Annotated in this window: 9 protein-coding genes; 7 read left to right on the top strand and 2 right to left on the bottom strand. The window is 59.0% G+C overall.

All coding sequences use genetic code 11. The annotated features are described in order from the left end of the window. Positions 1-73: 73 nt before the first annotated feature. Entirely contained in the window at positions 74-3,520 is a 3,447-nt protein-coding gene (locus tag ACFQY0_RS02130) for a glycosyl hydrolase (RefSeq protein WP_379708594.1), read from the top strand. Between the two features lie 40 nt (positions 3,521-3,560). On the opposite strand, the gene ACFQY0_RS02125 is transcribed toward ACFQY0_RS02130, so the two are convergent. Then, the gene (locus ACFQY0_RS02125; protein WP_379708592.1) at positions 3,561-5,804 is read right to left on the bottom strand and encodes a LamG-like jellyroll fold domain-containing protein; all 2,244 of its coding nucleotides are present in this window, start codon (positions 5,802-5,804) and stop codon (positions 3,561-3,563) included. Further along, positions 5,801-6,337 (bottom strand): sigma-70 family RNA polymerase sigma factor, encoded by a 537-nt coding sequence (locus ACFQY0_RS02120; RefSeq protein ID WP_379708590.1) that lies wholly within the window; start codon positions 6,335-6,337, stop codon positions 5,801-5,803. The genes ACFQY0_RS02125 and ACFQY0_RS02120 overlap by 4 nt, the downstream gene beginning before the upstream one ends. Positions 6,338-6,685: 348 nt before the next feature. On the opposite strand from ACFQY0_RS02120, the gene ACFQY0_RS02115 reads away from it, so the two are divergent. From ACFQY0_RS02115 to ACFQY0_RS02090, 6 genes are all read left to right on the top strand, one after another. Continuing rightward, complete coding sequence (locus ACFQY0_RS02115; RefSeq protein WP_379708588.1) at positions 6,686-9,370, top strand: Ig-like domain-containing protein; 2,685 nt, start codon at positions 6,686-6,688, stop codon at positions 9,368-9,370. Positions 9,371-9,550: 180 nt separating this feature from the next. Continuing rightward, positions 9,551-12,316, top strand: coding sequence for a sulfatase family protein (locus ACFQY0_RS02110; RefSeq protein WP_379708586.1), 2,766 nt, complete (start codon positions 9,551-9,553; stop codon positions 12,314-12,316). A gap of 331 nt (positions 12,317-12,647) precedes the next feature. After that, positions 12,648-13,421, top strand: coding sequence for a LamG domain-containing protein (locus ACFQY0_RS02105; RefSeq protein WP_379708584.1), 774 nt, complete (start codon positions 12,648-12,650; stop codon positions 13,419-13,421). Positions 13,422-13,656: 235 nt separating this feature from the next. After that, the gene (locus tag ACFQY0_RS02100) at positions 13,657-16,011 is read left to right on the top strand and encodes an alpha-L-rhamnosidase-related protein (protein ID WP_379708582.1); all 2,355 of its coding nucleotides are present in this window, start codon (positions 13,657-13,659) and stop codon (positions 16,009-16,011) included. A 197-nt stretch (positions 16,012-16,208) separates the two neighbouring features. Then, the gene (locus ACFQY0_RS02095) at positions 16,209-20,837 is read left to right on the top strand and encodes a LamG-like jellyroll fold domain-containing protein (RefSeq protein WP_379708580.1); all 4,629 of its coding nucleotides are present in this window, start codon (positions 16,209-16,211) and stop codon (positions 20,835-20,837) included. A gap of 70 nt (positions 20,838-20,907) precedes the next feature. Then, on the top strand, positions 20,908-21,999 hold the full coding sequence (locus tag ACFQY0_RS02090; RefSeq protein ID WP_379708578.1) for a hypothetical protein: 1,092 nt from the start codon (positions 20,908-20,910) through the stop codon (positions 21,997-21,999). The last annotated feature ends 23 nt before the right edge of the window (positions 22,000-22,022 follow it).

Here is a 22,022-nt window from a genome sequence, read left to right as displayed (position 1 = left end):
TCAACCTTGATCCTCAGTTCGAAGAAATCCACCGCAAGCATGCGATCAGCTAACCCATCCTTTTAATCCGAAATTGAAACCATTCTCATCGCGACTCCTAACCATCGTCATCGGGACACTCGTTCATTCCGTAAATGCGGATCCCATCTTCGAAGGCTTCCAATCGCCACCATTGGAAAGCCGACCTGAAACCTGGTTTCATCTGATCAGCGGCAACGTCAAGCAATCTGCCCTCACCACCGATCTGGAAGCGGTGAAGGCCGCCGGGCTCCAGGGCATCCAGCTCTTTCACGGCTCCGGTCGTCCGTGGCCCGGTGTGAAGCCGCAGATCCAGACCCTCAGCCCGGCGTGGGACAGCATGATTTCCCATGTCGCCGATGAAACCCAGCGCCTCGGGCTGAAGTTCACCATGCAGAACTGCCCCGGCTGGGCGATGTCCGGCGGCCCATGGATCACGCCGGACAAGGCGATGCGCCACATCGTTTGGAGCCGCAGCGAGATCACCGGAGACAGCGAGCTCAGCATCGATCTAACAAAACCCCAACCGAGCAAGGAGGACTGGCGCAACTATCAGGACATCGCCGTGCTCGCGTTCCCCACCCCGGAAGGCGACACCGGAAATTTCCTTTCTCCACGCGCAGTCGCGAGCAACCTGAAGGATGTTTCATGGAACGATCTTCTCGCGGAGAAGAAGGACAGCTCCGTCAAAATCCCTGTCGGACGAGAGCACACCTGGATCGCGTTCGAATTCGACGAACCGACTTCCCTGCGCTCTATCGAACTTCCGCCCATCGAGCTACTCATGGCGCGACGGAGTTTCGTTCCTGAATCACGCATCCGCATTCAGGCCATGAAGGGCTTGAGATGGCAGGATCTTGTTTCCCATGAAATCCCCTACGGAAACTGGCAGGATCGCCAACCCGAACATCCATTCGTCCTCTCGGTTCCCGATGCGCTATCGAAGAGGTATCGCATGGTTTTCGAGAACAAGCACCGGATGAATCTCAGCTACCTCCGGCTATCCTCAACCGCCCGAGTCCATGACTGGCGTGCCCAAGCAGGCTTCGCTCTGCGAAAGATCCATCGCAGCAGTCCACCCGAGAACGACCCGAAGACGATCATAGCTCCAAGCTCGATCATCGATCTAAGCAACAAGCTTGAGGCCGACGGCAAGCTGGCCTGGACCGCGCCACCCGGCCAGTGGACCATTCTCAGATTCGGCCACGTCAACACGGGCGTGAAAAACAAGCCCGCCCCTCCGGAAGCCACCGGTTTCGAATGCGACAAACTTTCAGCTGCCGGAGCCGATCAACACTTTGCCGGCTACATCGGCCGCATCAGTGCCGATGGTGGACCCGCAGACCAAGGCAGACTCAAAGGCATGCTCATCGATAGCTGGGAATGCTACACCCAGACTTGGACACCGGCGATGGAGAAGGAATTCACCGATCGCCGCGGCTACCCGCTGCGTGACTGGCTGCCCGCTCTCGCAGGCTATATCGTTCACGATCGCTCCAGCACCGAACGTTTCCTCCGGGACTGGCGAGCCACCATCAGCGACCTGTTAGTCGACAACTACTTCGGCCGTCTCGCCGAACTCGCCCGTGAACGCGACATGAAGCTCTCCTTCGAAACCGCCATCGGCGATGTTTCGCCGGGTGACATCCTCCGTTACCAGGGCAAGGCCGACATCCCCATGTGCGAGTTCTGGAAACCGAATGATCCTCACTGGGGCGGCTACGAAACCAAGCCGGTTCACCCAACCGTCTCCGCGGCTCACATCTACGGCAAGGCACGCATCGCCGCCGAGGCCTTCACCAACATCGACCACGACTGGAGTGACCATCCATTCAGTTTCAAGCACATGGCCGACCGGAACTTCGCCCTCGGGATCAATCACCTTGTCTTCCACACCTACACCCACAATCCCATGGACGAATTACCCGGCACCTCATTCGGCAGCCGCATCGGATCTCCCTTCATCCGCGGCCAGACCTGGTGGAATTACATGCCCCTTTTCACCGACTACCTCGCCCGCTGCCAGCACCTGCTCCAGCTGGGCCAGCCGGTCGCCGACGTGCTCTGGTACCTCGGTGATGACCTCGACCACAAGCCTCGCCAGGATGCTCCATTTCCTAAAGGATACGACTTCGACTACCTCAATCAGGACGTCCTGCTGAACCGACTCGAAGTCGTCGATGGCACGCTGCGCACACCCGAAGGAACAAGCTGGCAGCTTATCTGGCTGCCCGAAGAACAATGCCGTCGACTCAGTCCCACTACCCTTGAGCGGCTCAAACAGCTCATCACCGACGGAGCCACCATCATCGGCGGCCCACCGCTTGAAAATCCAAGCCTCGTCGGGGGAAAAACTGCCGACTCACGCTTCAAGGCACTCGTCGATGAACTGTGGGCTGGCCAAGACACCGGCGACCGCCAGATTGGAAAAGGACGACTCCTCTGGGGACAGGACCTTGAGGAGGGCTTGGCCACCCTCGGCATCCAACCGGACCTCAAGGGCCTCCGGAAGCTCGCATGGAACCATCGTCGAAGCGACGACACCGAGATCTATTTCATCTGTGCCGACCGAGCCACGTCCCTCGATGCGACCCTCGATTTCCGCGCCACGGGTCGCCCGGAGTTTTGGGATCCACTTACCAACACCACGACCCCCGTCGCCGTCTACGAGAAGTCGAAAGGCCGCACTCAGATCCCCGTCCAGCTTCCCGCAGCCGGGTCCCTTTTCGTGATCTTCCGACCAGTTAAGTCGCAACCCGCTTTCACCAAGATTACACACAACGAATCCACCCTGATCGATGCCACTGACACCACCCGAAGGGATCAAGCCGCACCCTACCCTCACCTCGCGCTCATGCCCGACGACTCCGTCCAACCGACCGTGTCACCCCAGCCTCCGAAGATCGAATTCATCAACGAAGGAACCAAAATTCTCATCTACGATAACGGCATCTATCAATTCACTCGTGCGGATGGCACAACTCACGAGATCACCAGCACAAAAGCCGTGCTCATTCCCATCGAAACCCCGTGGACCCTCAGCTTTCCTGAAGACCGGGTAAAACAAGCCCACCACGATCTCGCAAAGTTGGCACCATGGTCATCGCTAGCGGCACCCGACGCCCGAGCCTACTCCGGAACCGCCACCTACCGCACCGAATTGGAGTCACCCGAACTAACAAGCGATCGCCGTACCATCCTCGACCTCGGACAAGTTGAGAACATCGCCGAGATCATCATCAACGGAAACCTTGCAGCAATCCTCTGGGCACCGCCCTTCCGCACCGACATCACCGACCACCTCAAACCCGGAAAGAACCGCATCGAGATCAAGGTCACCAACACCTGGCACAACCGCCTCGCCTACGACGAGTCCCTTCCCAAAAATCAGAGGAAAACCTGGACGCTGAGCGGTCCGAAGAAAGACAGCCCGATCAAACCCGCCGGTCTCATCGGCCCCGCCGTGATCCGCATCGCGGAGTCCACACCGATCGCCCCCTGAATCCTCTCTCCGCTAGAAATCTCAACTCGGCGGAAGTCACTCACTTCGCCCTCGCCGAACGATACTGGTGGGCCACTTCTTCCGGCGTCAGCGCCCGATCCCAAAGCGCAATCTCATCAGCCCATCCGTTGAAATTGTCGAAGTCCGAATCCGGCGAACTACTTCCAAAACGAAGCTCGCGCATGACGCCCTGCTGAAGTCCACGGTAGTCGGAGTCACTCGCCACAACTCGACCATTTAGATAAAGATGAACGGCCGAGGGACTCCAACTAAAGGCGAGGTGGTGCCAAGCGCCGTCATTGACGGACTGCTCGGAAGCCACCAACACATCATAGCGGCCGTTCTCGATGAAAAACCCGATACGACCATCTGCAGTGAGGTGGGCACGAATCGACTCATCATTGCCTCCCTCACCTGCGGTCCAGATTATCTCCTGATGTCCTCCACTCGGCTGACAACGGAGCCAGAAGGACATCGCCCCTTCCTTTCGTGCCACGTTCGCCGGACCTTCGACAGGATTCACGACAAGCGGCACGGCAGTCGTTTTCTTATCGGCCGTTAGAGAGAAATTCTCCACTGATGCCGACAACTTGCGCCCAATGATGCTCAGTCCCGCTGAAGTGATCGACTCATTGATCAGCAACTCGGTCCCCCGGACCATCTGGTAATCTATATCCGTCGGCCGTTTGGCAAACCAGGTCGCGGTCCATCCACCCGCCCCTTGAGTGGTGTCCAACACAATCCGCAGATCCATGGTGCCTCCCAATGGCGAAGCACCCGACCAGTTCCAATCGCTCACCGAGGCACTCATCCAAGCCTTGTTCTCCGGCTTGGTCGTGTCGGCCCCGCGATGCAGCATCCATACCCTGCCTGCCATTCCTCCGTAATCGAATCGAGCCGCCGAAACTGCCTGGCCCTGCGCAAAGCCCAATCCAATCCAATCCTGACTGGGTCCGCTGCTCGTCGTCACGGTGGCATCGAGGGTGTAGATCACCCCGTTCACCGGCTTGAAGGCAAGTGTGGCACTCCCAGTTTCGTTACCCACCGACCCGTTGTTCTTGAAAATCGGCGATGCGACCCACTTGGCTCCAGCAGTTGTAACATCCGGTGTCGACCCATGCAGTTCATCACCAGCACCGTTGAAGTTGTCCTGAAAAATCACCCCATTATGGACGGGAATGGCACCAAGCGAGATTGGCACCGGACCCGCGGCGTCAGAAATATGAACGCAGCGATTCTTCTCCTCAAGTCCCTCGAAACCACTTGATGAAGCAGGGCCCCCTTCATCCGTCAGCACCTTCGGATCGAGGCGGCCAACGAGACCTCCAGCAACCTCGTTGAATAGGAAGCCCGGCTCGGACTCCGCCATTCGCCAATATCCTGCCGGATTTTGGCTAAGCACGGTGGTTGGATAACCCGCCTTTGCCGCCAAAAGCTTTGCCAAGCCCGGAAAGGGATCACCAGCAAGCGCCAGTACTTCCGACTCCCCCGTGGGTGAAATTATGAACCCCTGCTCTTCCGGCACCAGCGAAGCCACCTTCTTATTCGTTTCCTTCGCAAACACTTCGACCTTTCCGTTGAGAAGATGGACCTCTGCCGGTTCATCTTTGCCAACCCGAACGGCAAAGCGCGTTCCGATGTCACGGACCTTCAAGTCCGGAGTTTCGACAACAATGGGCTCACCCAACTCATCGGAGTCAACCCACAGCCAACCATGATGAAGAATCGGCCTGTCGAGTTCGGGAAAAGAGACATGTGCGGGCCCTTGGATCACATAGTTGACGCCCGACTCAAGGATCAGCTCCATGGTTCCCGACCGAACCTTCACCGAAGAACCCACTTCCACCTGAGTTCCGGACTCAGCAGGATCCTGAATCACCCCATTGATCGTCCATTGCGCATCGGCAGTCACTGAAACGGCAAGGTGTCCGCGCCCCGACTCCGGCTGCCGGACGATGAGGAGCGTCGCCACAATTGCGGACAGCACGACCAGTGCTGCGGCAGCCAACAGCGATTGCCGGAACACCTGTCTCGCCCGCCATCCCTGACCCACCACCACCGGCAGCCTGCTTTGCTCGGCAAGAGTGGATGCCTCTGCTTCCAGCATCGCGGTCATTTCGAAATAGGCCAGGTAAGCATGCTGTGCTGCCGGCGAGCGCTCGACCAACTCCATCAGTTCGTCGCGCCGTTCCGGAGCCAGATCATTGGCTTCCAAATCTTCAAGCTCACGCCACAAGGCACTAAGATCAATTTTTCCGTCCGGTGATTCGATCCCACTTATCATGACGTCTCCTCCGATTTGATTCTTCTCCCGACACAGCCTCTGAGCAGCATGCGGATCCGGTGCAGGGAAACCTTTAGGCTATCCGCACTCCTCCCGACGTCTGTAGCCAGCTTCGCCAGCCCGCACTCTCCGATGTAGCGCCGTAGAATCAGCCCCCGGTCCACCGGCCGCAGTTGGGCGAGGCAATGACGCAGCGCTTCCTGCTTCGTTTCCGTCTCCCCGAGGCTTCCCATTTCAACCCTCTCAACCAACTTCACCAAAGTTTCTTCAGGAACGGCCCACTCCTTTCTTCTCTTCCGATCCCGCCAAGACGACATCACCTTGAACTTGGCCACGGAAAACATCCACGACTTGAAATTCGTACCGATCCGAAAGTCGCCACGTTTCTTCCAAATTTCGGCATTCGTCTCCTGAATCACATCGTCAACTTCCGGACTCCCCGGCAGCAGCGACAACACGAAGGCGCGCAGTGCAGGCTGATGGGTTACCACCAGTTGCACGAAGGTCTCTTCGGCGTCGGGTTGAGGAGTCATGCGGCAGCTTTCGTCAGGTCTATTCCGAAACTCCATCCGCGGTAATCGGATAATTTAGGAAAGTTCGGTTTCTCCCAGCATCGGATGGGATTCCACCGGCCACTCCAGCAGAAAATCGCCCTCCGAGGGGCTTTCCCAAAAAAGGACCAAAACCCCGTTAACCATCAGGCAACTGGCGGAATAGGAACTCACAGCAGGGAAAGTCTGCTCCTCGAGTCCGTGAAGACAAGATTCCCGGACTTGTTGCCGATCCTTGCCGATCCTTGCCGATCCTTGCCGATCAGGGATCAAACCCACGAATCCCATCCTGCCTCCGAATTACCAAAAAACGAAGCATCAAGCAGTACCATGAAAAAAGCCCACTTCCCTAAACCTTCACTGAAAATTCTCGCAGGGCTGACGGCTCTGTTAGGAGCTACTGCCTCCGCCGCCGACTTTGAGACGACCGTTGCCACTTCGGAATTCCCCGACTCCCCAGGGCCCACAGTCTCGAATTCCGACCTACTCCAGACCGCCTTCGAATCAGTCATCGATACCGGCCTCGCGGACCTTGGCGGCACCACAGAGGGCGAACCAAGCCTGCGCAACGGGATCTGGGATAACAATGGCCAAAGCCGAGCCGCCGCGGCAGTCGACAACGACGACACCGCCGAATACACCCTCGACCTCACCGCCAGCCCGGGCGGCTACACCATTAACGGCGTCGATCTCTACAGCAATTGGGGGACTGGTCAGGGGCGCGATGAAATCCGCGTCAAAGTGAGTTTCGCCCTCGTCGGTACTCCAGATGTCTTCGATCAGGTTCTCGTCGCAAATACGGAACCTCTCTTCGTCTACAACCCACCCACTCAAACACAGGGCAAAATGTCCCTTTCTGGTTTCAGTATCGAGGGCGTCGCCGCCATTCGATTCGAATGGCCATTTATGCAGGAAAGCAACGGCGTCGGCTACTCCGAAATCGACGTCTTCGGCACCTCCACCGGCAACGATGTCGATCCCCCAACACTCTCCAGCAGCGACCCGATCAGCGGTGCCGTCAATGTGCCGACCATTCAAAATCTGACCTTCACCTTCAACGAAGACATTCAGGCTGGTTCAGGAACCATCGATCTCCGTACCACTGAGCCCGATGCCTCCGTCGAAACCTTCGATGTCACCTCTTTACCACTCGACGCTTTCAGCGGAAGAACTCTCACCATTGATCCGACCAATCCCCTGACACCCGGAGTCGAATACAACCTGGTCATTCCTGCGGGCGCGGTCGATGACACTTCCGGCAACGACTTTGCAGGACTCCCGCCCCTCCCGGACGCCGAGGCTTTCGTCTTCACAACGGATGATACTCCTCCGGCGCTGACCGGAACCGAACCATTGTTCAACGGCTTGCCGACTTCCGATCTCTACCTCGTGTTCGACGAGGCGATCCAGATCGGTGCTGGCAGCGTCACCCTGCACGCCGCCGGTGGTGCCGTCTTGCAGACCATTGATGTCAACGGTGGAGGCGTCACCATCAGCGATCGAACTGCCATAGTTGAAATCGCCGATCTTGAGTTTGGCACAAACTACTACGTCAACTACCCGGCGGGAGTCTTCGCCGACGTCTCCGGCAACGAGGTCGCAGCGGTTTCCGACAACGCCACCATTGCCTTTAGCTCGGTCGCCACGAGCTTGATTCATTTCTGGGAATTCGAGGACAATGCCACCGACACCGTCGGCACCCATGACGGCACACTCCGAGGCGGAACCGAATTTGGAGAAGGTCAATTCGGCAAGGCCCTCGACGCCACCGGCTCCACCAGCGGCATGAACGTCAACCAGTCTTCCCTCCCAGCGACAAACTTCACCCTCGCCTGCTGGATCAATCCGACACTGCTCACTGGTAACCGCCACGTCGCCGGAACCCGCCGTGGCGCGACGGAGGGAGCGCGAATTGTCCTTCAGGCTGGCGGCACGCCCACCGTGCACCTTCAGTCGGAAACCAATGTCGTCCTTGGAGCTCCTGAAAAAGTTTCCTCTGAAGCATGGACCCACCTTGCCTTCTCCGTCGATGAGACCAATGGACTGACGCTCTATGTCAACGGCTCACCGGTCGCAAGCGACGCGACTGGTGTCGGACATACTCTGGTAGACAACTTCACCGTCGCCACCCGACCCGATGTCATCGGCGACAACTACGTAGGACGCATCGATGACCTGCGAATCTACGCCGAAGTTCTCTCCGATTCCGATATCGCAGCCCTCGCCGCTGCTCCGGGGGATCGAGAAGCCCCCCTGGTGCTGGAGATCTCGCAAAACGGCGGCAAGCTCGACTTCGAATGGAACAGCATGGCAGGCATGCAGTATGATCTGGTCAGCGCGCCAGACCTCTCCACTCCTACATCGAGCTGGTCGATCTATAATGACGGCATCAACCCCGCCTATGAGAACATTCCCTCAGCCGGAATCTTCACGTCCTTGAACGGTGTGGCAAAAGTCGGACCAACCCGCTTCTTCGCGTTGATCGAAGAACCCGTCCCACCCCTGCTTTCCGAAGACTTCGAAGCTGCTGCCAGTATCCCCGCAGGCTGGGTCGCGGCCGACAATGGCAACGGCACCGCCTGGGAAGCGGGCCCGCCAACACTTGGTATCCCGGAAGCCGCTGCCAACGGCTCCAACTGTGCAGGCACCAATCTTGGAGGAAACTACGGCTCCAGTGCGGACGCCACGCTCACCTCACCCGCGTTCGCGGCCCCTGCGGGAGGTGCCACCCTGAGCTTCCAGCGCTTCATCGACACCGAAGGCGGCGCCGGGGACGGGGGACCCGACTTCGGAACCATCCGAATCCTCGATGCCGACAATGCCGATGCCGAGATCATCAATGGCGACTTTCCGGTCACCTCCCTTGAAGGAATTGAGCTGGGCTGGGATCAGCTCTCTTTCCCGCTTCCAGCGGCCGCACTTGGCAAGAACATCAAGATCCAGTTCCAGTTCGTCAGTGATGGCAGCACAGAATTCTCCGGCTTCTACATCGATGATGTGACGGTGACTCCATGAGGCGACCAACTCTCCGACGCTCTGAAACAGAGCACATGGATTTTCCCTCTAACAATGAATTCTCCTGCGGAGGGGCTGGTCGGCCCGCCATCTGGCCCCAGCCCCTCCGACAGGACCCCGATCTCCTCCCCCCTCCTTTCGGGCACTATCCCTGAAGAACCAACCCTCTGAATCAACATCGTGAATCTGACCTCACCTGACACATTCCGGCTCATATTCGGCGCCCAGCTCTTTTCACTCGCCCTGAGCAACCTCTCGGCAACCGAGAAACCTAACATTATCTTCATCCTCGGCGACGACCAAGCCTGGTGGGACTACAGCTTCATGTACCGGAACGATGTCGAGGGACCGGCATTCGATTCGTCGGTTCCCAAGAACCACACGATCTATCCGGCGGCTCAGACACCCGCGATCGACCAGCTGGCCGACGAAGGCCTTGCCTTCACCCACGGCTACACCGTTCCCCTCTGCCGACCCTCGCTCCAGGCGATGATTACCGGCACCTTTCCCCATCAGAACCGCATCAGCGGCAACGACATGGTCGGCAAGGTCGATGACGAAGCCGCCGACCAGCGGATCCTGTTCGACCAGTCGATCGCCCGCACCCTGGTGAAACGCTACGGCTACCGCGCCTACCAGACGGGCAAATGGTGGGGCGGCCACCATTCCCTCGGGGGATTCACCGAGGGCGACACCCAGGACAGCGCCGCCGCAGGCACCAACCCACCCCAATACACCGGATCACGACCGGGCTACGCCAACCAGGGAAGACATGGTGACTGGGGTCTCATGATTGGCCGCGTGGACTACATCAACGACATCCAGAACCCGGCCCACCCTATCAACTACGCCGACACCATCGTCCCCCTGACCGACTTCATCGACGACTGCGTGGCCAATGACGATCCCTTCTTCGCATGGTACGCACCTTTCCTTCCGCACACCCCCCATGATCCGCCGACCGGCCTCCGGAACAAGTACGACGCTCTGATCGACGAACCCGACGAGTCGGGCAACTACCACGCGAAGTACTACGCCAACATCGAACGCCTCGACGGAGGTATCGCGGCAATTCTCGATCACCTGGACGCGAAGGGCATCGCCGACAACACGATGATCATCTTCATCTGTGACAACGGCTGGGTGAATCTGGACGACCGAAGCCATCACACCTCGACTTCCAAGCGCTCTCCCCGTGAGGCGGGCGCCCGGACGCCGATCATCGTCCACTGGCCCCGTGCGATCAAGCCGGGCGGCCCCATCGAACCCCAGATCGTGACGCAACCCGTCAGCGTGATCGACATGGTTCCCACCGCCCTCGCCGCCGTGGATCTTGAGCCTTCCGCCGAGCAGCACGGGATCAACCTGATGGACCTCGACGCCGTCAACACCCGCGACACGATCTACTGCGATGTCTACGCCCACGACATGGCCAGCCTGGAGGACCCCTCCGCTTCCATTGTCGCACGGTATGTCGTCAAGGACGGCTGGAAACTCATCGACTACGACGGCAGCCCGGCGGAACTCTACCATCTCTACGACACCACCACCGGAAACCCCGTCGATCCTTTTGAAATCAACGACCTTTCCGGCGTGGAACCCGCCAAACTTTCGGCGCTCTCGACCCTGATCGACACCTGGTACAACGAACCGAAGGAGATGGTCTGGTCGACGTCAACATCACAGACCAACGCCACGGACACACTGCCAATCCCGGGTGAACTAGGCCAATCCTTCACCGTCAGCGGAGACGGTTTCCTAACAGGCGTCAATCTTCCCTTCGAGCAATCCGACCCTGCGGAGTCCATCACCGTCGAGCTTCGCCAGCTTGATGGAAGCGGCGCCCCACTCGGCGCTTTGATCGCCGGCACCACGATTCATCCCGATCCGGTCTATCAGGCCGGCTTCCGCTGGAGTCTCTTCCAGTTTGACACACCGGTTCCGGTTACAGACGGACAACAGCTTGGCTTTCTGGTGAAGAGTTCAAGCCAGCCGAATACCGGCTTCTACGTCGCCTACAACGATTCGGGCGGATACCCTGGCGGAGCGATGTATTACTCCGGCCAGATCGGAGACCTCACCTGGGACTCGGCCAACCTCGACCTTCCCTTCCAGATCTTCACTAGCATCTACCCCAATCGCTCCAACACCCGCATCATCCGTGATGGCAACGGCGTCACCGTCTCGGCCGACCTCGGCGTCAAAGGCCAGCCTGCCGTGATCGAGACCTCCACCGACTTGAGCCATGGAAGCTGGATCAGCGCCGCGACCGACGACAACTTGGACGGCCTCGTTGCCCTCAACGAAACCGCACTCGTGAATCGTAAGTTCTACCGCTTCGGCCTCTCCACCATTGGAGATCCCTTCTCGATCGATAATCCTCCCGCGGGTCTCACCGTCACCAACTCCGAAGCCGCGAGCTTCACGGTCTCGAACACCGACCTGCTCCAGACCGCATTCGATTCATACAATGGCTCCCCCTTGGACGATGCTCCCGGCGGCACTGACACGACTTACCTGCAGGGCTTGACGCCAAGCGGCGAAGCGTCACTCCGAGATGGCGTATGGTTCAGCAATGAAAATAGCCGGGGTTCCGCCATGGTCCAGAACGACGAATTCGCGGTGTTCAACCTCGACCTCACCGCCAGCCCCGGCGGCTACAACATCGACCAGATCGACCTCTACTCCAACTGGGGAACCGGCGACGGCCGCGATGAAATCAAGGTGACCATCACCATGTCCCTCGTCGGCACCCCCACCGTCTTCGACCAAACGGTCGTCACCAACGAGGCCTACAACCCGCCTACCGAAACCCAGGGCAAGATGAGCATCACCGGCATCGGAGCATCCGGCATCGCCGCCATCCGCTTCGACTGGCCCGGCGCGCAGGAGAACAACGGCGTCGGCTATTCCGAGATCGACGTCTTTGGCTCACCGACCCCGTAGCATTCCCCTGCTACGTTTCTGGGGCTTCGCAACCTGCTCCTACTGGGTCATCGCAGAAGTCTTGCTCACCGTGTCACAGCCACCTTCGCGTTGATTACCCGTGATCGAGTTCACTCAGTTATTCCAACAAGATGCGCCACCCGACCTTCAGCTCATTCAATGAGTCCTCAATTCCCGATTCTTGCCAAAATTGGCCCACTTGAATCAATATTTTTCTAAAAAAGACATTAACCCAGAGTGAATAACCGGAATCGGTAGCAGCAGAAAGTTCGATCAATCCATCGACTACTGTCACTCCAACTCCCTGGCAAAAACCGAACCCCAGAAAAAAATGCAACCATCCCTATTAACTAATTTAACCACCGGACGCCTGCTTTCAGGCCTCGCCATCACGGCACTGCTTCAATGCAGCGTAAATGCGGCCCTCATCCACCTTTGGGATTTCAACGGCAACGCGAACGACAGCGTGGGTAGCAACAATGGCACCGTCAATGGAACCGCCACACTTGTCGCATCTGGAGGCTTCGATGGATCGGGCTATTATTCGGGTACTGGCGACAGCGGCGCCTATGTGAGCACTGGCTTGACCTACGATCCGGACTCCACATTCTCATGGTCGGTCTGGGCCAGGAGCAAGGAGGACGCGGACCTCCAGTCGATCATCGTCGGCAACCGCCGCAATGCCTCTGGCTCGGACTTCAGCCCTCGGGAGTTTGCCAAGCTCACTCCAGGGTCCACCATTTTCCGTCCGAGTGATACTGCGAATACCCTCGGCCACACCCCTCTCGCGATTGCCGGAGGATGGACCCATTTCGCGGTCGTCAACGATGGTTCCGGTAACGTCACGACCTATGTCGATGGTGTCGCGACAGGCCCAGCTACTGCGCTTTCTGGCCCCTTCACCGCGTCCGCCTTCCCGTTCTCGATTGGTGGTGATGCCAGCAGCCAAGGCATCGAATTCTTCAATGGCGACATTGACGATGTGCGCATCTATGACAACGCGCTGACCGCTGGCGAAGTTGCGGCTCTCGCCGTCCCTGAGCCTTCCTCGGCACTACTCCTTGGCGTGGGTGGTTTGGCCCTTCTTCGTCGCCGCAGGAAATAAGATTCCCGGAAAACGATTCTGCCCGGATGCAGAAAACCTCTGCGCCTCGTCTTCGTGTTCCGGAGACGAGGCGCTTCCCTTTTCAAGCCAGAACCACTCGACAGTGAACGCGACGGCCCTCTCCACCACGATGACGCTGTTGATGACGACCTGATGATCACCGTCGAAGCAGTGACATGAAATTTTGATGTGAAATAGTGATTCTAACGACAGAACAATGAGAAGATTAAGTTTGATGATTATGGTCTGCCTCGGTGCTTTGTCCACCATGGCGGCGGGTGAGGACCGGGTGGACTGGAAAGCGCAATGGATCTGGCAAGAGGAGGACGGACCGGCGAATGCCTGGGTCGCCTTTCGTCGCACAATTCAGTTGGAAGAAGTCCCGGACAAGGTGACGGCAAACATCTCCGCCGACAGCAAATACTGGCTCTGGATCAATGGTGAGATGGTCGTTTTCGAGGGCAGCGTGGCGCGCGGGCCGAGCCCTCACAAACCTTGGAAGCGGGTGAAGGAAATCTGGAATCGTCCGCCGGAAGACAAGCCTTCGAACACCTGGTATGAAGAGGTGGACCTCAGTGGTCACCTGAAGAAGGGTGAGAATACGATCGCGGTGCTGGCATGGTATTGGGGACGCGAGACCCACAAGGGCACTCACATTGACAGCGGCAAGGGCGGCTTCATTTTTCAGGCGGATCTGGGCGGCGAGCTGCTGGTTTCGGATCGGCATTGGAAGGCGAAGGCAAATTCCGCCTATGCCCTCGATAGTGGTGATGTCGGAAAGAATATCGTGCAGGAGAACGTGAAATACGATGCGCGTAAGGAACTGGAAGATTGGACGGCACCAGGTTTCGAGGATTCCTCGTGGGAACCTGCGACCGAAAAGGGTGTGCCTCCGACAGCCCCTTGGTACGAGCTGGAAAAGAACTACGTCCCGGCTCTGGTGAATCATGGCCTGCAGGACTACATCAGCCACCCGGCGAAGACCTTTCCCTTCGTGAGCGACGGTGAGGAGATCCGCTGCAAGCTGCCTTTCAACAAGCAGATCACCCCGTATCTGGAGATCGAGTGCGAAGCGGGAAAGTCGATCGAGATCGGGACCGACGACCGGCACAACGTGATCCAGGCCTACTACACGAGCAAAGAGGGGCGGCAGACATTTGAGTCCTTCTCGTGGATGAATGGTCACGAGGTCATCTACAAAATCCCGAAGGGGGTGAAGGTGCTCGGACTAAAGTATCGCTGGATGAGCGTGGGTGAAATGGCCGGCAGCTTCGAGTGCGACGATCCCTTCTATCAGCGCATCTGGTGGATGGGACGCAACACGCTGTTTGTCTGTGCGCGGGACAATTTCATGGACTGCCCGGACCGCGAGCGGGCCTGCTGGATCGGTGATGTGGCGGACCAAGCCAGCTACCTGTTTTACTGCATGGATGACGCCGGCCGTCAGCTCCTCAAGAAGGCGATCCGGGTAACGATGGCCTATAGTCATGACGGGGTGTATGCCGCGCTTGGCCCCTTGCGTTTGCGCGAGCTTCCCAGCCAGAGCCTCCAGTTCGTCGACCAGTGCATTTGGCAATACTACCTGAACACGGGCGACGAAGACACTCTGCGCTACACCTACCCTTATGTGCGCGAATACTTGGGTCTTTGGAAGATGGAGAAGGACGGACTTCCTGCCTATCGCCGGGGAGCCAGCCACGATAGCTGGGATTGGAGTGACTGGGGTGAAAAAGGGACCTTGGATGCGCCGGTAATCCAGCCGGCGCTTTACTTCATGGCGCTCAACAGCGCGAGGAAGATGGCGGAGACTCTGGGCGAGACGAAGGACATCGCTTGGTACGACGACAGGATCGGAAGCATGCGGGAATCCTTCGACAAGAAATTCTGGAAGGGGAAATTCTACAGCAGCAATCCAAAGAAGTTTCAGGATGACCGGGCGAACTGCCTCACGATCCTATCGGGCCTGGCGAGCGCGGACAAACACGAGGCGATCGCGCGGAATGTTCTGATTCCAAACTACTATTGCAGCCCGCACTTCGAGTGGATGGTCGAAGAAGCCCTGTGTCAGGCGGGCATGCCCGAAGCGGCACTGAAACGGATGAAGGATCGCTACAAAGGACAGGTTTCACGCGAAGGCATGAGCACCCTTTATGAAATGTTCCCGAACGGAGGAACCTACAACCATGCCTGGAACGCACCCAATACGATCCTGTCCAAGTATATTGTTGGCATTGCTCCGACGAAAAGCGGCTGGAGCGAATATCAGATTCTCCCAGACATGGCCCATCTCACGACGATGAAACAGGTGGTCCCCAGCGTGAAGGGCGACATCACCGTCGAGATCAATCGGACGGACAAATCCTACCGCATGCACCTGATATCGCCGCAAGGCACCACTGCCGTGGTCGGAATTCCGAAGTCGTCCGTCACGCCAAAGACGATCAAGGTCAATGGCTCGGTGCTTTGGAACGAAGGCAGCGTGGTTGGCAGCGTTCCCGGTGTGAGCCCGAACGGTGAAGACGATAAACACATCAAGTTCAATGTCGCGCCCGGAACGTGGACGTTTTCCGCTGAAGGTCAAAACCCCTAGGCATCGAGAACAAATCCCTCTGTCACGTAAACAAGCGACAAAATCCCACATGCCCTTTAGGCGGGTTTGTTCGTTAATTAGGTAACGGTGGATGACTCCATTCCGAATCCTCACAAAAAACCCCAATCCATCCTCCTGAAACCGTCTCCCGGATTCCCCAAGAATTCCCGGCCACGTCTTCAAAGCGCACAAGCTCCATGGAAAGAACCCATCTCATCGCAGCGATCCTCTCCCTCGTCCTTGGGCTGATCAACGCCTCCGCCTACGAGGTCTGGATGGGAACCCACTTGATGACCCACACCGACGCCAACGACCTTTCCACTTGGTCCACGGTCGCGCCGAAGGTGGAGGGCCTCAATATCAACCGAGCCCCTCACGATACCGATCCGGCCACGAACAACGACTGGCGGCAGATTTTCGCGCAGTTCACCGGATCCCGCAATGCCATTCATGGATTCGCGCGATCCGAGGCCACCAAGGACCCATCCAAGACGGACGAACTTGCTTTCCCTGCCATTGCCCAGCGACTGGAGGAACTTTTCGGCTTCGAGAGCACCTATGGCTACGATCTGACCGATGTCATGTTTTACGACGAGCGGGGGACCTATCAAGGGACGGAATATCTCTACGTGTGGACGGACATCGAGATCCAGTACATGCGTGACTGGCTCGACACCAACGGCCATTCCGACGTGAAGCTGAAGTGGAACGTGCGCAACAACAGCCAGCGAAATCGGGAGGTCGCGGCCAAACCGTTGGTCGACTCCGTGGAAATCGAGGCCAGCACCACCGCGCTGCTCAACAACACCAACAACCAGATCACCTTCTTCGAGTGGTTCTGGGACAATCCGGCGACGGCGAACAAGCCGATCGTCCTGCAGATCCCGCGCACCTTGGATTCGCTCAACCAATTCAAGGGAACCCGCCGCGTCGCCCAAATGATCGGCGGCATCATTGGCTACGGCGAGGACGGCATGCGCAGCGACCGGCTGATCTTCCTCCCCGTCACCTACAATGACAAATACCCCTACACTCCGGAGTTCATCGACGGCGGCACATCCTATACCAACACCCTGACAAGCATCGCGCTGTCCCTGATCGAGCAACGCGAACTTTTCGAAGGTCGCCTGCCGCAGCTTCCCACGGTGGCCGATGCCGACGATCTCACGCGCACCGTACCGCCGACCGTCAGCCCGATGATCGACCGGGTGGTGAACAAGAACGCGTCCACCCCGGCGATCCCCTTCACTGTCGGCGACACCGACACGTCGGTAGGCTCGCTCACGGTCTCCGCCACCTCGTCCAACACGCTGGTCGTTCCCACCTCCGGCATCGTCTTCGGTGGATCCGGCGCGAACCGTACCGTCACCATCACCCCCGCCGCCGGACAAAGCGGCGTGAGCGAGATCACCATCATGGTGAGCGATGGAAAATGGAGCGACAGCTCGACCTTCACGCTCACCGTCGGCGGCGTGCTCGTCAGTCAAGCGGCCGATGCCGCCATACGGGACACGGCCGGTCCCTCCGAGCAATCGGCCTCCACCACCGTGCTCGGCTCCGGCGGCAGCTCGCCTTTCGTGGATCGTAATACGGTCTATGTGTTCCAACTCCCGGACCTCGGCCTAGTTTCCGATCCCTTCACCAACGCCTCGTTTGCGTTCAACTATATTTCAAAGGACGGCACCGTGCCGAACGTCGACCTCTACGGCCTCGGCCGCCGGGATGACGCGACCGTGCTCGCCAGCGACTACTACGGCCAGACTTCCACCGCCGATCCCAGCGACGCTACGCGTTTGCAAACCAGCATCCTTACCAATGCCACGCCGCTCGGTGCGGTGAGCACATCCGCCAGTGGGAATACGGCGCTGTTGAACTATCTCAACGCCCAATACGCCTCCGGTGCCGGCATCGGCGAGTTCGTCTTCCTGCGCCTCAGCTCCACCGTGCCGAAGAACAGCATCAACCGAGCCACGGTCACCATGTCCGAGGGCGGCGTCTCCAATCTCACCACCGACACCCGCCCGCGCATCGCCTACACCTCGGCTTCGGACCCCGGCATCGGCGGCCTCGCAGCCACCTCGATGCGGCAGGACACCAGCACCGTGATTCCTTTCACCATCAACAACATGTCCGCCACCTCACTGGTGGTGACGGCAACTTCTTCTAACACCACCCTCCTGTCTAACAACGGCATCGTCATCGGTGGCTCCGGCCTCAACCGCACGCTCACCATCACCCCGGCGGCCGGTCAGAGCGGCCAAACCGACATCACGGTCACGGCGAACAACGGCACTCAATCCGCCAACGCCACCTTCAAACTCACCGTGCTACGCACCCTCCTCGCCACCAACGGTGACGCGGAAGTCCAGCCGACGCTGGGCACTCCTACCTACGAAGTCATCAACGCATCCGCCGACACCTTGTTGGTCGGAACCGCCGGAGGAAACACCGGCAAAGACCGCTGCGTGGTGTTCCCCTTCCAGCTTCCAGACCTTGGCGCGGTCGCCAATCCCTTCAACGCGGCATTCTTCACCGTGAACCATGCATCCAACCAGAGCACTCCGCTCGGCAACGTCTCGCTTTATGGTTTGGGCAGTCGCGCTTCGGAAACCGTGATGCCGGGTGACTACTGGTCCGCGACACCCGACATCGACAGCACTGATGCGACTCTCCTGCAAGAGGTTCTGGTTCAGGCAGGCAGCGCCAGCTTCGGTCTGAAAACCACTGACGCTGCCAACAGCGGAAACCTGGTCGCCTACCTCAACGCGCAATACGCCGGAGGCGCCGGCATCGGCAACTATGTCTTCCTCCGACTCAGCGCCGATGCCGCTCAGACCGGCGGAGCCAACCGCTACGTCTTCACCGGTGCGAATGGTGCCAACTCCAACACCACCATCCATCCGCAGATCAATTTTCTGACCAACGACCAGGTGCAGACGCCCGTGGTGACCCTCGTGGCGCTGGGTTCTCCGGTGGACCAGACCGCCGGTTCCTCGTGGTCTGACGGCTTGGCTCCTCATGCCAACGCCAGGTACATCATTCCAGCCACCGGCAACCTCCGCGGACCCTCGGGCACCTCCACTTTTCCCGGCTTCTCCCTCACTGTGGAAATGGGCGGACGCTATCAGATTCGTGCGCTCGATGGCTCCGGACAGGTGGCGACTGTTGGACAACTTCTTCTCGAAGGCGGGTCCAGTTTCGCTTCCGGCGAGTTCGCCGAACTCGCCGCGGGCACCGGCACGAATGCGACCAACGTCATCGATGGCATCATCACGAACTCCGGTCATAGCCGCTTTCTCACCTTCGGCACTGTCGGCGGCAACCTAACAGCCCGCAATCTCCGGTTCCTCTCACTGGTCTTCGGCTCAGGTCACATCCAGGCCCTCGAGGGGTCGGCACTCCGCCAAAGCTCCGTCATCGTCGAAAACGCCGGCAACTCTTTCTACGGCACCTGGGAGGTGGCGGAGGGGAGTTCGCTGGTCTTTGAGAACGCCGGAGCCGTCGGAACCGCCGACATCGAGGTGATGGACGGTGGCGTCCTCGAAATCAAAGGCAACTGGAACACCGGCGCCATGCTCGCCGTTTCCAGCGGCCCGGGAACCGACATCAAGCTCGGAACTTACGGCTGGAAAGTTTCGGCCCTGATCGTCGGTGGCTCGTTTGTCGCAGACGGCGTCTATACCGCCGCCGAACTCAATGCCCTCGCCGGGACCTCCGTCTTCAGTGGCAACGGCACCATCACCGTCGGAGCCGGTCTGCCCGGCGGCCCGATCGCCCACTGGAAACTCGACGAAGCCAGCGGCACCACCGCCATCGATTCGTCCGGCGGAGGAAAGGCAGGCTCGCTCCTTCACGGCGCCACCTGGGACAGCGATGGCACTCGCGGCTCATTCGTCTCCTTCGATGGCTCTGACGACCGCATCAGCACTCCGTTCAGGTACGCCCTCTCCAGCAGCGACGATTTCACCTGGTCCTGGTGGGCGAAGTCCAACCTCGCCACGGCCAACACCTCGATCATGGTCGGCAACCGCTACGGCGGCAGCGGATCCGAGTCGCTCGAGTTCATCAAGTTCATGCCACAGAAGGCGACCTTCGTGAACGGCGGGCTCGATGACCGGGAAGATTATGACTACACGGACATCACCAACGACGGCTGGCATCACTACGCGATGGTGAAATCGGGAACGGAGTATCAATGGTATGTCGATGGCGTGGCGCAGGGCGCACCGGTCACCATCCTCTACACGGAAAGCGATCTCATCCAGGTCAGCATCGGCGGTGACGACGACGATGCCACTCCCGGCGGACGCGAAGGCGAGCACTTTCAAGGAGGCATCGATGATGTCGCACTCTACGACCGTCCACTGACGCAGGCCGAAGTCCAGGGTGTCCGGGATGGCAACTACGGTTTCCTCCCGCCGAACACCGCTCAGGAAGACTGGCGCGACCTCTACTTCGGCACGACCGAAAACTCGGGCACTGCGGCGGATGACTACGATGCGAACTTTGACGGCGAGGACAACCTGCTCGAATTCGCCACCGGACAGGACCCTTTCGCCAACACCTTCGCCGACATCTCCCTGTCGCTCGAAGCCGGATCGATCGAATTCCGCTATGTCCGGAGCAGCTCTGCGATCGGGGACGGTATCCAGTTCATCGTCGAGTGGAGCGACACGCTCGCCCCTGAATCCTGGTCGAATGCAGGCGTCACCGACATCGTGGATCCCTTCGATCCCGGTTCGGGAGATTTGCAAAATCGAATCGCCACCATTCCCGAGGGAAATACGGGTCGTCGCTTCGTCCGGCTAGCCATCGTCAGTCCCTAATCGAACCCCAGAGACACCAAAGCCCATTCGTAAAATCCTTCACGGCGCTTGTCGCCCTGTCATTCAACCCATGTCCTCCGGCAAGCATAGTAAATCCGTCCTGATCGGTGTTTCCGCACTGGTGATCGGCATGGCCGTGCTTGTCTTCATGCCGGGACCTCAATCGGATGTGTCTCAGACAAACTCCGGCTTCGGCAGCCATACGGATTCACCACCTGCCCCCCCCGCCTCCGATCGGGGCCCATTGAAATCTGAAGGTGGAGACAAGCATTCGCACTTGGCGGAAAAGCTGGATGCGCATCTTGCGGAGGCCGACGAGAGGGATTGGCTGGAGGTGCTCTATGATTTGATGCGTGAAGCATCGATTGAAGACGTTCAGGCGCTGCTGGCCCTGAGTGACGGCACGCCGGAGTATTCCGTGGGTTTCAGAGATGAAATGAAGCTGGCGGCGTTCGAGCGGTGGTATCATCTTGATCCCGCCGCCGCCCTTCGCGCGATCGCCGCTTCGTCACTGTCTGCGGATCGGAGGGAATCCAGAGTGGAGCTCTATCTGGAAGATTGGGCGGGGCGGGCGCCACGAGAGGTTCTGGCGTTTCTGCAACAAGGGGAACTCGCGGGTGTTTCGCCGGATGTGATCTACGGAGCCCTTGCGCGAGGCGGTGCCGCGAGTGGGGAGCGGACTGTGTTCGAGGATGCCTTGGGCAGAGTCGAGGAGCCGAAGAGGCGGAATTTCACTCTCAAGTCGCTCGCCAGAACCTTGCAGCGTGATCACGAGATTCTGTTTGATGCCTGGGTCCCGACCTTGCCTTCGGATGATCAGGCCATTGCAATCGCGGAAAGTGCCTGGATGCTGGTGGATCAGGATCCCGACCGGGCATTGGCTCGATTGGATCAACTGGAGGAACTCGGTGCCGATGAACTGTCGGTCACCCGGTCCCGGGTGGTGGTGAAGTGGACCCGCAAGGACCCCGTGAAAGCCGGCCAGTGGGTGTTGGCGCAGAATCTCGTCGCTGAGGAGCGCGAAGAATTGGTTTCGCTCGCGTTCAAAGTCTGGTTGTCGGAGGACGACGAGGCGGCGATGGCTTGGGCGGAAGATACGATTGAAAAGGGGGCGATGGATGAAGCCCTCATGAACCGGGTGGTCACACGCCTGCAGCCCTAACTCTGACCACGAAGCGCATGACG

Origin of the sequence: Haloferula chungangensis, assembly GCF_042664875.1 — a bacterium.
GTDB lineage: Bacteria > Verrucomicrobiota > Verrucomicrobiia > Verrucomicrobiales > Akkermansiaceae > Haloferula > Haloferula chungangensis.
This window is presented reverse-complemented; position numbering and strand designations above follow the sequence as displayed.

What these genes read in the sequence shown, in the direction of transcription:
- ACFQY0_RS02125 (WP_379708592.1), bottom strand. Translation starts at nt 5,804, where the DNA reads ATGATAAGTGGGATCGAATCACCGGACGGAAAAATTGATCTTAGTGCC.
- ACFQY0_RS02120 (WP_379708590.1), bottom strand. Translation starts at nt 6,337, where the DNA reads ATGACTCCTCAACCCGACGCCGAAGAGACCTTCGTGCAACTGGTGGTA.
- ACFQY0_RS02115 (WP_379708588.1), top strand. Translation starts at nt 6,686, where the DNA reads ATGAAAAAAGCCCACTTCCCTAAACCTTCACTGAAAATTCTCGCAGGG.
- ACFQY0_RS02105 (WP_379708584.1), top strand. Translation starts at nt 12,648, where the DNA reads ATGCAACCATCCCTATTAACTAATTTAACCACCGGACGCCTGCTTTCA.
- ACFQY0_RS02100 (WP_379708582.1), top strand. Translation starts at nt 13,657, where the DNA reads ATGATTATGGTCTGCCTCGGTGCTTTGTCCACCATGGCGGCGGGTGAG.
- ACFQY0_RS02095 (WP_379708580.1), top strand. Translation starts at nt 16,209, where the DNA reads ATGGAAAGAACCCATCTCATCGCAGCGATCCTCTCCCTCGTCCTTGGG.
- ACFQY0_RS02090 (WP_379708578.1), top strand. Translation starts at nt 20,908, where the DNA reads ATGTCCTCCGGCAAGCATAGTAAATCCGTCCTGATCGGTGTTTCCGCA.